This window comes from Microcoleus sp. T2B6, from assembly GCF_036700475.1.
In the GTDB taxonomy this organism is placed as follows: Bacteria; Cyanobacteriota; Cyanobacteriia; order Cyanobacteriales; family Microcoleaceae; genus Microcoleus.
Window position 1 is genome coordinate 20,961 of record NZ_JAUBOZ010000051.1, and the last position, 16,579, is coordinate 37,539.

Consider the following 16,579-nt stretch of genomic DNA (forward strand, 5'->3'; position numbering starts at 1 on the left):
GAGACGCTGAACATGAATATTGTAACAGTTGTCCCAGGAATTCAAGGAGAAGTTGACCGGGCGACGGGCTGTATTAATTGGCAAGGGAGCAAGTTTGGCAACGGTTACGGGCGCAAGTGGATCGATGGCAAAACAGTATTAGTCCACCGTTTAGTCCTCGAGTCGAAAATAGCAGGGTTCCTCGGTTCCGGTTATTTTGGTTGCCATACCTGCGACAATCGAAGCTGCATCAACCCGGCACATCTGGTAGTAGGTACTGCTGCTGAGAATACCGGGCAGATGATTGGGCGCGATCGCAAAACTCCCAGACGCAAAAGTATTCCCGGTATTGGCATATTGTCGATCGCACAACTACGGGAAATTCAGACTAAATATTTATCTGGAACCATCAAGAACCACCTAGCAAAAGAGTATGGAGTACAACATGAAACTATTACTAAGATACTTCAGACAAATATTCCCGATAACTTCACTACAGTTTCACCCAATTTTTTAGGAGAAATTCAAGACAGCGGCTGCATCATTTTCTCAGGTGGAAAGGATGGTCAAGGTTATGGCAGATACTGGAAAAATGGGAAATTAAAATCAGTTACCCGTGCTGTTTTAGCCGAGAAATTAGGATATGAACTTCCGACTTCGATGGATGCTTGTCATACCTGCGACAATCCCAGTTGCATCAATCCAGAACACCTTTGGGCAGGTACTCGCACTCAAAATTTGTTAGATGCTTCTAAGAAAGGACGCACTCAAGGAAAAAGTCATCCTCTTTCCAATGCCAAATTAGATTGGGAAAAGGTGCGAGAAATTCGACAAAAGCTAGCAGCAGGAGAGAGGATGAAGGATGTAGCACAGGAATACAGTGTCGGCCGCAAAACCATACACGATATTAAATATCACGTCACTTGGAAGGAAGCAGGCGAAGAGGTTCCAGTTCCTCGCATGGGTGGATATCTCGATCGAAAATTGACTTTCGAGCAAGCTCTTGAGGTACGAAAAAGGATTAGAGATAGAGAATCAATCTCTAAAATAGCTGATGACTTAAAAGTATCCTCAAGTGTTATCTATGATATTAAAAATAATATCACTTATAAAGGAGTATAAGAGTGATTTAAACCTAAAAAAAGCACAGAAAAAAGATAAACCACCCCAAATAATCTACTGTAAATTATCAATTGGAGTCAAGAATGGCTAAAATAGAACAACGCTTTGATTACGTCAAGATCGGGTTAGCTTCACCCGAAAGAATTCGACAGTGGGGAGAGAGGACTTTACCCAACGGTCAGATAACTGGAGAGGTGACAAAACCAGAAACAATTAATTATCGCACGTTAAAACCTGAAATGGATGGCTTGTTTTGCGAGCGCATTTTTGGGCCTGCAAAAGATTGGGAATGTCATTGTGGGAAGTACAAACGAGTTCGCCATAGAGGCATTGTTTGCGAAAGATGCGGTGTAGAAGTCACTGAATCTCGCGTCCGCCGTCACCGGATGGGATTTATCAAATTAGCGGCTCCCGTAGCTCACGTTTGGTATCTCAAAGGCATCCCGAGTTACATGGCAATTCTGTTAGATATGCCGCTCCGAGATGTCGAACAAATCGTGTATTTCAATGCCTACGTTGTCCTAAATGCAGGTAATGCAGAAAAGCTGCAATACAAGCAATTGCTCACCGAAGATGCTTGGCTGGAAATAGAAGACGAACTTTACAGCGAAGATTCCACGCTGACGGGCGTAGAAGTGGGGATTGGTGCTGAAGCTTTGCAAGTTTTGCTGCAAAATATTCCGCTAGAAAGTGAAGCGGAAAAGTTGCGGGAAGATATTGCTAATGCTAAGGGTCAAAAACGGGCAAAGTTAATTAAACGCTTGCGGGTTATTGACAACTTCATCGCTACGGGTTCTCAACCCGATTGGATGGTTCTCAACGTGATTCCCGTGATTCCCCCCGACTTGCGGCCAATGGTGCAGTTAGACGGCGGCCGTTTTGCAACCAGTGACCTCAACGACCTCTATCGGAGAGTCATCAACCGCAATAACCGCTTAGCTAGACTGCAAGAAATTCTGGCGCCGGAGATTATCATCCGTAACGAAAAGCGGATGCTGCAAGAAGCAGTGGATGCGCTGATTGACAACGGTCGCCGGGGCCGGACAGTGGTGGGGGCAAATAATCGGCCGCTGAAGTCGCTGTCGGACATCATTGAAGGGAAACAAGGCCGCTTCCGACAAAACTTGCTGGGGAAACGGGTTGACTACTCCGGACGTTCCGTGATTGTGGTAGGCCCGAAACTGAAAATTCATCAGTGCGGATTGCCGAGAGAAATGGCGATCGAACTTTTCCAGCCCTTCGTCATCCACCGCCTAATCCGCCAAGGATTAGTCAACAACATCAAAGCAGCCAAAAAACTGATTCAGCGCAACGATCCTAGTGTTTGGGACGTGCTTCAGGAAGTGATTGAAGGACACCCAGTAATGCTAAACCGCGCCCCCACCCTGCACCGCTTGGGGATTCAAGCCTTTGAGCCGATTTTGGTAGACGGGAGAGCAATTCAGCTTCACCCGCTGGTTTGTCCGGCCTTTAACGCCGACTTTGACGGCGACCAAATGGCCGTACACGTGCCATTGTCTCTGGAATCTCAGGCCGAAGCGCGGTTGCTCATGCTGGCTTCTAACAACATTATGTCGCCGGCTACTGGGAGACCGATCGTTACTCCTTCTCAAGACATGGTGCTCGGTTGCTATTACTTGACAGCCGAAAATCCTGACGCTCAAAAAGGAGCCGGTCACCACTTCTCCAACCTCACCGACGCAGTTGTAGCTTACGAGCAAGGAATTGTTGACTTGCACTCTTATGTGTGGGTGAGGTTTCAAGGCGCCATCGAAAACACAGAACCAGAAGGAGAACCGCTGAAAGTAGAACGATCGACCGACGGCATAGTGACAAAGGAATATAAGTTCCGCCGGGTTCGGGAAGATAGCGAGGGTAAAGTGATTAATCAGTTTATTCGCACAACTCCGGGCAGGATTATTTATCACCAAACTATAGAGTCAGTGATAAATAATTAGGAAGTAATAGGTAAGACGTAGTGGGTAATAACTGATAAGTAATCGCTAACAAATAATAGTGATTGAAGTTAGAAAAATTACCCATTACCCCTTACCAATTACCAATAAATACAGTTGAGTTAAGGAGAGTGAGAGTGAAATGTTGCGGGGTTTGTTCAAGGAGTGTCCAACCTGTGTACTACTGCCCTCTGCCTCCTGCCTCCTGCCTCCTGCCTCCTGCCTCCAAACCAATTACCAATTACTACTACTACTACTCAGAAAAATGACAGAAAATAAGGAAATTGTTTTTCGCAATCGAGTTGTTGACAAAGGTCAGCTCAAAAAATTAATCTCTTGGTCCTTCATGCACTACGGAACAGCCCGTACAGCACAAATGGCCGATAAACTCAAAGACCTAGGTTTCCGCTTTGCGACACGAGCCGGAGTTTCAATTAGCGTAGACGACCTACAAGTACCCCCATCAAAACGATCGCTCCTAGACGCAGCCGAAGAAGAAATCCGCATCACCGAACAAAAATACACCAGAGGCGAAATCACCGAAGTCGAACGCTTCCAAAAAGTAATCGACACCTGGAACAGCACCTCAGAAGACCTCAAAGACGAAGTAGTCAAAAACTTCCGAGCCACAGACCCCCTGAACTCCGTCTACATGATGGCCTTCTCCGGAGCACGGGGAAACATCTCCCAAGTCCGACAGCTAGTCGGAATGCGCGGATTAATGGCAGACCCCCAAGGCGAAATCATCGACCTACCAATCAAAACCAACTTCCGCGAAGGACTCACCGTCACCGAATACATCATCTCCTCCTACGGCGCACGCAAAGGCCTAGTCGATACAGCCTTGCGAACAGCCGACTCAGGCTACCTCACTCGCCGCCTAGTCGATGTATCCCAAGACGTAATCGTCCGGGAAGTAGACTGCGGCACCCAGCGCGGAATTCGAGTCCGACCCATGACCGATGGAGCAACAGTGCTCATACCCCTCAAAGACAGATTGCTAGGGCGCGTCTTAGCCAGAGATGTCCAGCACCCCAAAACAAAAGAAATTGTCACCTATGGCAGCGAGAAAGCAGTCCGAAATCAGCCAATCACCGATGAATTAGCAGGAGAAATTGGTAACTCTGGAGTAGGCGAAGTGTACCTACGATCGCCCCTGACCTGCGAATCAACCCGATCCGTATGCCAACACTGCTACGGCTGGAGTCTCGCCCACCTGAAAATGGTAGACATGGGAGAAGCCATCGGAATAATAGCCGCCCAATCCATCGGCGAACCCGGAACCCAACTCACCATGCGTACCTTCCACACCGGCGGCGTATTCACCGGAGAAGTCGCCAAACAAGAACGCGCCCCCTTCCCCGGCACAGTCAAATTCAAAAACCTGCGTACCCGCTCCTTCCGCACCAGACACGGCGAAGAAGCACTGGTCGCCGAAAACAACGGCAAGCTTGTATTTGAAGGCGACGGATTTGAAGAAGGGAAAACCGGCGCCAAAAATCAAAAACTCAAAATCGAACTAGCCATCGTCCAAGGCTCCACCCTCATGGTCAAAGACGGACAGCGCGCCATACCCGGCCAAGTATTAGCAGAAGTGCCCATCGTCGGACGCGCAGCCCGCAAAACCACCGAAAAAGTCACCACAGACGTAGCCTCCGACCTAGCCGGAGAAGCCAAATTTGCCGACCTAGTACCAGAAGAAAAAACCGATCGCCAAGGCAACACCACCCGCACCGCCAGCAAAGGCGGACTCATTTGGATCCTCTCAGGAGAAGTCTACAACCTCCCCCCCGGCGCCGAACCAGCAGTCAAAAACAGCGATCGCATCCCCGCCGAAAGCGTCATAGCCGAAACCAAACTCGTCTCCGAACACGGCGGCGTAGTCCGCATCGCCGACCCCAGAGAAATCGAAATAATCACCGCCCAAGTCCTCCTCGACCAAGCAGTCGTCCGCGCCGAAAGCGCAGGCGGCCGCGACCACTACACCATCGAAACATCCTCCAAACAGCGGTTTTCCCTCAAAACAGCCCCAGGAAGCAAAGTCATCAACGGAGAAGTCGTCGCCGAACTGCTCGACGACAGCTACCGCACAGCCACAGGAGGCATCGTCAAATACGGCGGAGTCGAAGTCCACAAGCGCGGCAAAGCCAAACTTGGCTACGAAGTCGTCAAAGGCGGCACCCTGCTCTGGATACCAGAAGAGTGCCACGAAGTCAACAAAGACATCTCTCTCCTCCTAGTCGAAGACGGCCAATACGTCGAAGCCGGCACAGAAGTCGTCAAAGACATCTTCTGCCAAACCAGCGGAGCAGTAGAAATCACCCAGAAAAACGACATCCTCCGGGAAATAGTCATCAAACCAGGCACCCTCCATGTAGTAGACCGCCCCCCCCTAACATTAGGCGAAGGTCAAATCGTCAACGCCGGTCAAGAAATTTTCCCAGGCTTGATTGCCGAAGAATTGAGCTATGCCGAATATATCGAAACCCCCGAAGGCCCCGCTTTGTTGCTGCGGCCCGTCGTAGAATTTCCCGTACCCGACAAGCCACCCGTGCCCTCACAGACCGCCCTCAACGAGTCCATCTCCTTGAAAGCAGTCCAGCGGCTTCCTTACAAAGATGGAGAGCGCGTCAAATCAGTCGAAGGATTAGAACTACTGCGGACTCAGCTTATCTTGGAAATTGGCTCCGGAGCTCCGCAACTAGCCGCAGATATCGAGCTATTGCCAGACGAAGAAGATGCTACAGCTTTTGGCGCCGATGGTTCTGGGCCCGCTTGGGGTTCCGCCGAAGATGCGTCGCAGGAGTTGGCGGTAGCCGTGGATGATGGGAGCGATCGAACCTCCAAGACTTTCCGCTTGCAGCTAGTCATTTTGGAATCCCTCGTGATTCGGCGAGATGTCTCCGCCGACCCCACCCAAGGCAGCACCCACACCCGGCTCTTGGTCGAAGATGGACAATCGATCGCCCCCGGAGCCGTAGTCGCCCGCACCGAAATTCTCTGCAAAGAAGCCGGCATCGTCCGAGGCATCCGCGAAGGCCACGGCGAACCAGTACGCCGCCTATTAGTCATGCGAGATGCCGACTCCATTTCCATCTCCGTAGCCGGTACCCCCGATGTCAGTCCCGGTCAACTGCTCGTCGCCGGTACCGAAATAGCCCCCGGAGTTACTCTCGAAGAATCCGGCCAAGTCGTAAAAATAGTCCCCGCCTCCGAGACAGAACCCGCCAAACTTGTACTCAGGGTAGCCCGCCCTTACCGGGTTTCCGCCGGTGCAGTCCTGCACGTAGACGACGGCGACCTAGTGCAGCGGGGAGACAACCTAGTGATTCTCGTATTTGAGCGCGCAAAAACTGGAGATATCATTCAAGGTTTGCCCCGGATTGAAGAACTTCTGGAAGGACGGAAGCCCAAGGAAGCCTGTATTTTAGCCAAGCGGCCCGGCACAGCTCGCGTGGTTACAGATGACGATGTTGTCGAACTTGCCGTCATTGAGGATGACGGCCGGATTGAAGAGTATCCCTTGTTGCCCGGTCAAAACCCCATCGTTTCCGATGGACAGCGCGTAGGCGTCGCCGAAGCTTTGACCGACGGGCCTGCGAATCCTCACGAGATTCTGGAGGTGTTCTTCCACGTGCTCAAGGAGCGGCAGTCTACTTTTGAGGCGGCTTTGGAGAGTTTCCAACAGGTGCAGACCTTTTTGGTGAACGAAGTGCAGTCGGTTTATCAGTCTCAGGGCGTCGATATTTCCGACAAGCACATCGAGGTAATCGTCCGCCAGATGACCAACAAAGTCAGGATGGAGGATGGCGGCGATACTACTATGCTGCCGGGCGAGTTGGTAGAGTTGCGGCAGGTGGAGCAGGTGAATGAGGCGATGTCTATTACTGGTGGGGCGCCGGCGGATTATACTCCGGTGTTGCTGGGGATTACTAAGGCTTCGCTGAATACTGATAGCTTCATCTCCGCTGCTTCGTTCCAGGAGACTACGCGGGTGTTGACTGAGGCTGCGATCGAAGGTAAGTCTGACTGGCTGCGAGGCCTCAAGGAAAATGTCATTATCGGCCGCCTGATTCCTGCCGGTACTGGGTTCAATGCCTATGAGGATGCTGGGGTTCAGGATGCGGGTTTTGATGGTGCCGTATTTGATGACGACATCCACGATTTACAGGAGGATGTTGTACTTGACGATCGCACTGCCCGTCGTGCTTATACGATCGAAAGCGGCTATGAAATTGGCCGCGGGGCCGATCTTGAGCCCGATGAAGACTTTGAGGAGGTTGAGGTTGATGAGGACGATTTTGTCGCTGAGGCTGAGGATGATGCCTTGGGGCCTGATGCGGACGATGAGGATGATATTGGTTTTGATTTTGATGAGGATGAAGAGTAATCGCGGTTTAGCTTGAGCAAGGAGGTGAGTGAATGGTGTTGCGCGGGGCGATCGGATAATTTCGTTCCACGGTCGCCGCACACTCCTATTTCACTCGTCATAAAAATCTCAAAGTTTTCCTCACAAATTACAAGTCCGAACTCATAGCATTGTGCGATCGGACATCGAAAGGAAGAAGGAAGAAGGAAGATTCAGAGTTCAAGAAAACTTTGTAATTCTAGAGTTTTAATTGTTTGTTGGTTCAAACAAACAATTCTTTCTTCCTTCTTCCTTTTTCCTTCTTCCTTCTGCATATATGGTTCACTCAATCAGGCAGCAAAGCCTTGATTTGATTAACAAACTCTTGATGGTCTACCACAGGTTTAGAGATGTAACCGTCGGCACCGCTTTGATCCAGAAATGTTTCTTTATCACCAGCCATCGCGTGAGCAGTCACCAAAATAATCGGCAGCGAGGCCGTTTGTGGGTCAGCTTTGAGCAGTTGAGTAATCTTAATGCCGTCAACAGATTTGCCCTGGTACACGCTGCGCGAAAGAGACACATCCATTAAAATCAAATCAGCTTCGCCGTTGGCAGCAATCTGCATCACCTCTTCAACATTTTCCGTGTGCTTTACGGCTAAGCCCCCCCGCTTAGTCAGAATTTTGGAAAAAACCCGAGCATTAACCAAATCGTCCTCTACAATCAGAACGGTTTTCATAAATAAATATGGGAAGTATAGAAACTTTGTGACTTTAGTCCAAAGAGGAACACGGCACGGGGACTACATCCCCGTCAAAAATGCAGAGTTTTTAGCGCCATCAGCCGGGAACCCTGCAAAACCCGTATGTATATCCTTGAGCCACTAGCTGTGAGAGGGTTTACAGATGCCTAGAAGCATCCAGTACCATCATTTAGACTACTACACACAGACAGTTTAGTTCTTTTTTATAACTAGACCTGGAACTGGTGAGAGTCTCAAGATTCTCAGGTAGCAGGTTTCTAGTACAATCCAGGACGGATGGACGACGCCTCCAAACCGGGTTTTTGATCGTTTCGGCGGGCTACAACGAACTATTGCTATGAAAAAACCCGGTTTCTGACTACCCGTGCGTCCTGGACTTATAGTACCCTCTCTTTCGGTCAAGCCTCCGGCTTCTACCATTTTAGATTTTAGATTTTAGATTTTAGATTTTAGATTTTAGATTTTAGATTTTAGATGGGAACTGATTGACTGGATATCCGTTTGGAACACGGGCCTACAGTTGCATTATTTTTTGAACTGGTATTAGATTCGGGAATGTGTGATAATTATTTTCCTTCTTCCTCATTAGAATCAAGCCATGTTTATTCACATACTCCCGTCGCCACAGCATTCGGAGTAGCGAATCTAGCGGGGATTGTTGGAGATTCCTAATACTCAGTTTTAACCCCTCAAAACGGCTTAAAATATCGACGCTTGCGTTCATCAAGGGGATGTCAGACTAGGAGATATCGCCAGGAGAGCTTTTGACTGATGCAATTCATCAATATCGGCATTTTTGACACTCTCAGCGAGTCACGGCCACGCTCTATGGTTGAATAAGCCCAAAACTTGGACTTCCCTCATCAGAAAAAATGGGTAGAAACCCCGTGCTTCTAGCACGGCTTTATATTTTTGATTTACTACCGCCTTGGGATTGGTTAACGGGAGTGTACTTTTGTATTGCACTTTCAACGGGACAATTACCGCTTCCAATCTTCCAATCCTGTACGCATAGTATTTTGCACGGGTTGTGCCTCCCATGAATGGGGTAATGTTAGCTTCGACAATGTTTCGAGAGCTTGTTAGACCTGCAACACTGTTCCTGTTACCTGAGAACTGTTTAATTGCAGATGACAGAGCAGGGGACTAGCTACACATCCACAGGGTGTCGTGACTCTCAAAACGTAGGCAATTAAGCCTTAGTCTGGTCAGTACGGCTTGCCAGATTTCTCTTGCAAGCCCCGTGTCTTTAGACCGGGGTTACTGACAGTCCAGTCGCCTCTACACGATCAGAACAAGTACCAGTACCAGAGGTATTCCAATTCCGCTTACTTTTCTTTTGTAATACTTTCGGAGTCCATCACGCTTGCCAAAATACGGTAAGCTCGATCGTCTACCATTGCTGCTTGATCCAAGCTACGACTATACCGAGACGAGATCAATCTGGGGTTTCTCCTGAATATAATATTTCTTCGTGTAGATGGTTATTCCTAATTGCAATTAAATTCTATCATGGATTGACGGGGACTCAAGTCCCTCGTGATGCTTTCCTAGGAAGAGCTACAGCCTCACTACGTTCTGAGTTTCTGGCATTCCGTGTTCTCCTGTGAATCAACCTTCTCACGGCAGAAGGTAAATAGACAGGTAGACACAAATGAAGGCAACATAGAGGTTAGGGTAAGAGTGGAGAGTAAGAGGCCAGTGTGGCCCGTCTTCGGGACTCTGATTCTGCTTTCACAAGTTAAGTTTATTTTTATTCTTCAACTGGGCGGTTGGGTCGAACTTTCGGTTCGCCTGCTGCAAAGGCTTTTAAATCGAGACAGGGAACCTCGGCATTATTGACAGAGGCTGTTTTCACTCAGGAATTAACGGACACAAGGACTCATGGCTAAACAACTCAACCTACTTTCCGGGCAAGTAATTTCTACGCCTCTGCACGCCGAGATGCAGCAATCGTACCTCGAATATGCCATGAGTGTGATCGTCGGGCGAGCTTTGCCTGATGTCCGCGACGGTTTAAAACCAGTTCACCGTCGAATTTTATATGCGATGCACGAACTCGGTCTGACGCCAGACCGACCTTACCGTAAGTGCGCCAGGGTAGTTGGAGATGTTTTGGGAAAATATCACCCCCACGGCGACCAATCGGTTTACGACGCTCTGGTACGCATGGTTCAGGAGTTTTCGAGCCGCTATCCTTTACTGGCGGGTCACGGCAATTTCGGTTCGGTGGACAATGATCCGGCGGCTGCTATGCGCTATACGGAAACGAGGCTAGCACCGATCGCCCACGAAGCTATGCTAACCCAAGTCGGCGATGCAACTGTTGATTTTACTGCTAACTTTGACAGTTCCCAGCAGGAACCGACGGCGCTGCCTGCTCAGTTGCCGTTTCTGTTACTCAACGGCTGTACGGGCATTGCTGTGGGCATGGCAACTAATATCCCGCCGCACAATTTGGGGGAGGTGGTAGACGGTTTAATTGCTTTGATTGAAAACCCGGAACTATCCGACGAGAAGTTGATAGAACTGATTCCAGGCCCGGATTTTCCAACCGGAGGGGAAATCGTCGCTACAGAGGGCATTGTTGACGCCTACACTAAGGGTCGAGGCAGCATTGCGGTCAGGGGTGTGGCCGGGGTGGAAGAGGTGCCAGGTAATCGCAAGGTGCGGACTAAAACGGCGATCGTGGTGACGGAGTTTCCGTTTCAGGTAAATAAGGCGGCTTGGATTGAAAAGGTGGCGGAGTTGGTCAATGCTGGCCGCCTCGACGGTATTTCTGATTTGCGTGACGAGAGCGATCGCGAAGGGATTCGAGTGGTGATTGAACTCAAGCGGGAATTTACCCCTGAAGCGGTTCTGGCTCGTCTTTATCAACAAACTGACCTGCAAACAAATTTTGGCGCGATTTTGCTGGCAATTGTCAACGGTCAACCCCGACAGTTGACACTGAGACAATTGTTGCAGGAATTTCTCGATTTCCGGGAAGTGACTCTTACCCGCCGCTACAATTACGAGTTGCAAGCTGCAGAACGCCGATGTCACATTGTCCAAGGCTTAATGTTGGCTTTGACAAATCTCGATACCGCGATCGACATTCTCAGAAATTCTCCTGACGGCTCTACTGCTAAGCAAACTTTCCAAGTTCGCCTCAATTTGAGCGAAAGTCAAGCTGATGCGATTTTGGCGATGCCAATGCGTAGGCTGACTGGTTTGGAAAGGCAAAATTTGCAGTCCGAGTTTGATGAGTTGATGGCTAATATTCAAGAATTGCAGCGGTTGTTGAGCGACAGGCGCGAACTTTTGAAGGCTTTAAAGAAGGAATTTCGATCGCTCAAACGCAAGTACGCTGACCCCCGCCGCACTAAATTCGCCAATGGAACTGCACGCGCAGCAAACGCCGAATCACAATTTTCTGGCAAGAAAAATTCTGGGGTGAAGCAGTTGTCGCCGGCAACGATTCAGCCTAACTTATTGCCCGTTCTAGAGGCAGAGGAAACTATAGTTGAATTTTCGCACAAGCAGTACGTGCGGCGCTTGCCGCCTGGGGAAAAACCACGCTCGAAAAGTCGCGAAAAATCGGTTTCAGCTTTAGAAAAAAATGAAGATTTTATTGTGACGGCAAATCTGACGAAAACCGATCGCACTTTGGTCGTCTTAACTCCTAACGGCAAAGCTTACCCGCTGAAAGTGGCAGATATTCCTAGTAGTAGCGCCAAAGACCGGGGAACGCCGATCGTTAGTTTGTTGTCGCCGAGTGCTACCAAAGAAAGTGCCGGTCGCGCTTTGTCGGAAATCACAGTCGCACACTTTATTTTGCCGGAAAATTCGGAAGCTGCAGATTTAGTAACTCTGACTCAGCAAGGGAAAATTAAGCGCTTGCCGATGCAGGAATTTGCTGATTTGACTAATCGTGGCGTTACTGTTGTTAAACTCAAGGAGGACGATCGGCTGCGCTGTGCGAGTCTGGGTAAAGTCGGCGAGCAAGTGGCGATCGCAACTTCAGGAGGCAGAGTCCTCCGGTTTGAGATTGATGATGAACAACTGCCGCCAATGGGCCGCGCGGCCCAAGGATCTCAAGTAACCAGGTTGCGGAAGCAGGAAGAGTTGGTGGGTTGCATCACTCTCTACCCGGACGACAGTCTGGTACTATTTTCCGAGTTGGGTTGGGCAAAACGAATGCCTGCAGGTTCTGTCAGACTTACTAACAGGGGCGAAATTGGCACTCAAGCTTTTCGTTTCTCAGAGCCTAAAGATGCTTTAGTTGGCTTGCTGCAGGCTGTTCCGGGTACGGATGTCAAACTTTTTACTAATTCTGGCCGCCTGCTGCGATCGACTATTGATGCTATAGCTTTTTGGGGGAAAGATGCTGCGGGCGATCGAGTTTTTGACCTCAATCCAGGTGAAAAAATTATCAAAGTTATCAGCAGTCAATAGTCATTAGTCATTGGTCATTATTCGCTGTGCCTCGATTGAGACTTGGCCTTGTTGCCTTCGAGCGTCTACGTCCAATTCTATTCCCCATTCAGCCTTGTTCCCAGGCTCTGCCTGGGAATACATACCCGGAGGCTCTGCCTCCAATTCCCCAATCTAAAATCTAAAATCTAAAATCTAAAATTGTTTAATGGCGCAAGTTGTATTAGAAAATATCTACAAAAGTTTTCCGCTCCGCCAAGGAGAACAGGAAAAAGAAGCAAACACCGTCGCAGAAAGTGTCTCGCCTATAGCCGATCGCCCTGCGTCTAACAGCGTTTTGCGGCGCATTAACCTAACGGTCGAAGACGGGGAATTCATGGTGCTGGTGGGGCCTTCTGGCTGCGGAAAAAGCACTTTGCTGCGATCGATCGCCGGTTTGGAAGTTTTGACTGCTGGCAATATTTGGGTTGGCGATCGGCTCCTTAACGATTTGCCTCCTAAAGACCGAGATATCGCTATGGTATTTCAAAATTATGCTCTCTATCCTCACTTAACAGTTTACGATAATCTCGCCTTTGGATTGCGCCGCTCGGAAAGGGAGAAGGAAGAAGGAAGTTCGGCAACGGATTCTGTAACGGATGTAACGGATGTAACTGATAGAAGGAAGAAGGAACAAGGAACAAGGGAAAAGGGAGCAGCTAGAAGGAAGCAGCTAGAAGGGAGCAGAGAGAAGGGAGAAGAGACAGAAAAAGAAAAAGGAAGCAGGGAGAAGGCAGAAAAAATCAGGAATCAGGTAAAAGAGCTTATTAATTATTTAGCTTCTAATACTTTAAACAACGAGCGAATATATGCTTTATGGGAGGATTTTTTGGTAGGAGCGACTCGCAAGTTGCCTCCGGGTTTGCGCTATTTGTCGGAACGGGAAAAGGCTGTAGGAAAACGAGTGCGAGAGGTAGCTGAATTATTGCAAATAGAATCTCTTTTAAATCGCTTGCCGAAACAACTTTCGGGAGGGCAAAAGCAGCGGGTAGCTTTGGGTAGGGCGATGGCTAGAAATCCTGAAGTTTTTTTGATGGACGAACCGTTATCGAATCTGGATGCGAAATTGAGGGCCCAAACGAGATCGCAAATTGTGCAGTTGCAGCGACAGTTGGGAACTACAACTATTTATGTAACTCACGACCAAACTGAGGCGATGACTATGGGCGATCGGATTGCTATTATGAATGTCGGCCAGATTCAGCAAGTAGCTCAACCTCTAGAGCTTTACAACAAGCCGGCTAATTTGTTTGTTGCTGAGTTTATTGGTTCTCCGCCGATGAATTTCTTGTTGGTGGAATTTAGTGCCCCGTTGTTGATTTCTCACCCGCAATTTCGCTTTACTTTACCCGATATTTGGGCAAAAAGTCTACAACAATATGACGGGCGAGGGCTGATTTTGGGCATTCGGCCTGAACATCTGAGCATTAACCCTCCGGCTACCAAAAATATTTCGGTACAAGTGGAAATTGTAGAGGCTTTGGGACACGAAACTTATTTGGGAGTTTGTTTGACGGATGCTCCGGCGGTGCGGATGCAAGTGCGGGTTCCTCCTGAGCGATCGATCCGAGTTGGCGAGGAGCTTTGGTTGGCCATCGCCCATGACAAGATTCACTTGTTCGACCCTGATACCGAGTTGGCTATTTTTCCTCGTTAGGTAAAATCATCAAGGTCGATCGACCGTTGTGACCGATATCACTAATCACAAGCTTGCATTTTTTTCAAGGAATGTTATATTTATTTACATAAGCCTTACACAAGTTAACGAAAGGAGTTCGCACTATGCAAGAACAAAAACGCAACGCTTGGAACTGGGGCTTCAGCGAAGGAGCCGAAAATTGGAACGGTCGTTTGGCGATGATTGGTTTCTCTGCCGCTGTCATCATCGAATTGGTTTCCGGTCAAGGTCTGCTTCACTTTTGGGGCGTGATGTAATTTTCTAGTTAGGGCTTTTTTGACACTGCAAAGCTTGGGAGTTCCGTAACGGACTCCCTAAATTTTGGCAGCGCGATGTGGGCAGCAAATAGCCACTTGCTCCGACCAGTTATGAGCCTAAGATTTAACATCTATAGCTCAAACCGGGGCGGGGGGTCTCCCACCCAAAAGACTGCGAATCACTCTTTTGGGTGATGCTAGCAAATTACTCTAGCGGATATATTCTTTTAAGATGCTGTTCCGGTTGGGATGGCGCAACTTCCGCAGGGCTTTAGCCTCGATTTGGCGAATCCGCTCGCGGGTGACGTTAAAGATTTGACCAATTTCCTCCAAGGTCTTCATCCGTCCGTCATCTAAGCCGTAACGCAGTCGCAGTACATCCCGTTCGCGGGGGCTGAGAGTATCCAAAACGCTTTCCAAATCTTCCCTGAGCAAGTTTTTCGAGACTTGATCTTCTGGCGTTTCCCCGTCAGATTCAATAAAGTCTCCCAGACGCGAGTCTTCCTCTTTGCCGATCGGAGTTTCTAGAGAGATGGGCAACTGTGCGGACTTAGCAATGAACCGCAACTTCTCGATCGTCATCTCCATCTTAGTGGCGATTTCTTCTTCCGTAGGCTTGCGGCCCATTTCCTGAGACAGGAGTTTGGTAGTTTTCTTGATCCGCGAAATGGTTTCGTAAAGGTGAACCGGCAGGCGGATAGTGCGGGATTGGTCGGCAATTGCTCGGGTGATGGCCTGACGTATCCACCAAGTTGCGTAGGTAGAAAACTTGTAGCCTTTTTCGTGATCGAATTTTTCAGCGGCCCGGATCAGACCCAAAGAGCCTTCCTGAATCAAATCTTGGAAAGACAAACCGCGATTCATGTATTTTTTGGCGATCGACACCACCAAACGCAGGTTTGATTGCACCATTTTCTCCTTTGCCCGACGGCCGACGTGGAGTCGGTGACGGAATGCAGGAAGTGCCATATCTACAGCATTAGCCCATTCGCTGTCTTTGGGTTCGCGGTTATACTCTTCGAGCAGTTGTTCTCGAACTCGCTCTAATTCCAGCAAATCTGCAATCTTGCGCGCTAGTTCAATCTCTTCGTCAGCTCGCAGCAGTCGAATCCGACCGATTTCTTGCAGGTAAAGACGAATAGAGTCTTCAGTATAATGCTTTTTCTTTGCCTGTGCCCGACGGCGGGCTTTGGCGCCTTTGCCAGATTTAGTGTCGTCCTCAGATTGAGAGTCTAAGAATTCTTCTCGATCGTCTTCTTCGTCGATAAAGAGTTCTAACTCGCTCTCAGGTAGAACGCTTTCGGCGCCCCGAAGCAACTCGAGTGTTTCCATTTCCGGTGTAATTGTGGTTGCGAGTACGGTGTTAGCCTGGATCATGCCGTCTTCCTCATGCTCCTGAATTAAAGAATAAATAACAGTGGAATAGTGTCTGTTTGTAGTTTAGACAAGTTAGCCAGTATTGACATTCCCGCAGGAAAAAATAGTGGGATTTTCGGTCGGCTACCTGAATCTGTTACCGAAACTGCACCTGTTTTATGAGTCACAGTTCGAGTTCTGGTCTGAAGCAGCCAGGGCATTCAATCGATCGCAGATTTTAACATCGCGACCTTGAATTGAGCTTGAGGCTTTTTCTTTCGGAGCGAGTTATCACATCATCTGCGATACCTGGCGCCCAGAAGCAAACCATGAAGTGCGATCGATCGCACTTCCAAAAATACTGGCTTTTTTACTCGGTACTTCGAGCTTTTACCCGTACAAGTTTTCGGCACGGAACCCTCTAACTTTTGTATTCGAGGTGTCGAACTTTTGATGCGCCTTGCTTTCACTCTGGTTGTCAGACATGACAGTTGCACGGCAAATTTTCGCCACCTTGGATGCTGGTCTGCTGCCTCAAATGCAACAGCAGAGGGTTGAAGCACCAAACGGGGAGAATCGGATCTTGCCAAGACCTTTCCGATTGTAGCCTTTCTCACAAAAAATGGAAGTTGTTTTCCATTGTTGGTCAAGAACTAGGAAAAC

The 16,579-nt window shown here is 48.9% G+C and carries 9 protein-coding genes; 6 read left to right on the top strand and 3 right to left on the bottom strand.

What is annotated here, in order from left to right; translation table 11 throughout:
* Positions 1-12: 12 nt before the first annotated feature.
* From QUA00_RS21175 to QUA00_RS21185, 3 genes are all read left to right on the top strand, one after another.
* Positions 13-1,101 carry an HNH endonuclease gene (locus QUA00_RS21175; RefSeq protein ID WP_333411017.1) on the top strand — a complete coding sequence of 363 codons (1,089 nt, stop codon included), beginning with the start codon at positions 13-15 and terminating at the stop codon, positions 1,099-1,101.
* Between the two features lie 83 nt (positions 1,102-1,184).
* Entirely contained in the window at positions 1,185-3,059 is a 1,875-nt protein-coding gene (locus QUA00_RS21180; protein WP_333411018.1) for a DNA-directed RNA polymerase subunit gamma, read from the top strand.
* Between the two features lie 262 nt (positions 3,060-3,321).
* A complete protein-coding gene (locus QUA00_RS21185) occupies positions 3,322-7,446 on the top strand; it encodes a DNA-directed RNA polymerase subunit beta'' (protein WP_333411019.1) in 4,125 nt (1,374 codons plus the stop codon).
* 304 nt (positions 7,447-7,750) lie between these two features.
* On the opposite strand, the gene QUA00_RS21190 is transcribed toward QUA00_RS21185, so the two are convergent.
* Positions 7,751-8,146: a response regulator gene (locus QUA00_RS21190; RefSeq protein WP_006632892.1), complete on the bottom strand. Its 396-nt coding sequence runs from the start codon at positions 8,144-8,146 to the stop codon at positions 7,751-7,753.
* Positions 8,147-10,054: 1,908 nt separating this feature from the next.
* Between QUA00_RS21190 and QUA00_RS21195 the strand changes: the two genes are divergently transcribed.
* The 3 genes from QUA00_RS21195 (at position 10,055) to QUA00_RS21205 (ending at position 14,560) form a co-directional block, all read left to right on the top strand.
* Entirely contained in the window at positions 10,055-12,607 is a 2,553-nt protein-coding gene (locus QUA00_RS21195) for a DNA topoisomerase (ATP-hydrolyzing) (RefSeq protein WP_333411020.1), read from the top strand.
* 187 nt (positions 12,608-12,794) lie between these two features.
* Entirely contained in the window at positions 12,795-14,282 is a 1,488-nt protein-coding gene (locus tag QUA00_RS21200) for an ATP-binding cassette domain-containing protein (RefSeq protein ID WP_333411021.1), read from the top strand.
* A gap of 125 nt (positions 14,283-14,407) precedes the next feature.
* A complete protein-coding gene (locus QUA00_RS21205; RefSeq protein WP_015179166.1) occupies positions 14,408-14,560 on the top strand; it encodes a high light inducible protein in 153 nt (50 codons plus the stop codon).
* 210 nt (positions 14,561-14,770) lie between these two features.
* Here the strand turns inward: QUA00_RS21205 and rpoD are convergent, their stop codons facing one another.
* Together rpoD and QUA00_RS21215 are read right to left on the bottom strand one after the other, a co-directional pair.
* Entirely contained in the window at positions 14,771-15,937 is a 1,167-nt protein-coding gene (gene rpoD, locus QUA00_RS21210) for an RNA polymerase sigma factor RpoD (RefSeq protein WP_333105010.1), read from the bottom strand.
* Between the two features lie 275 nt (positions 15,938-16,212).
* Positions 16,213-16,506, bottom strand: coding sequence for a hypothetical protein (locus QUA00_RS21215; protein WP_333411022.1), 294 nt, complete (start codon positions 16,504-16,506; stop codon positions 16,213-16,215).
* Positions 16,507-16,579 lie beyond the last annotated feature (73 nt).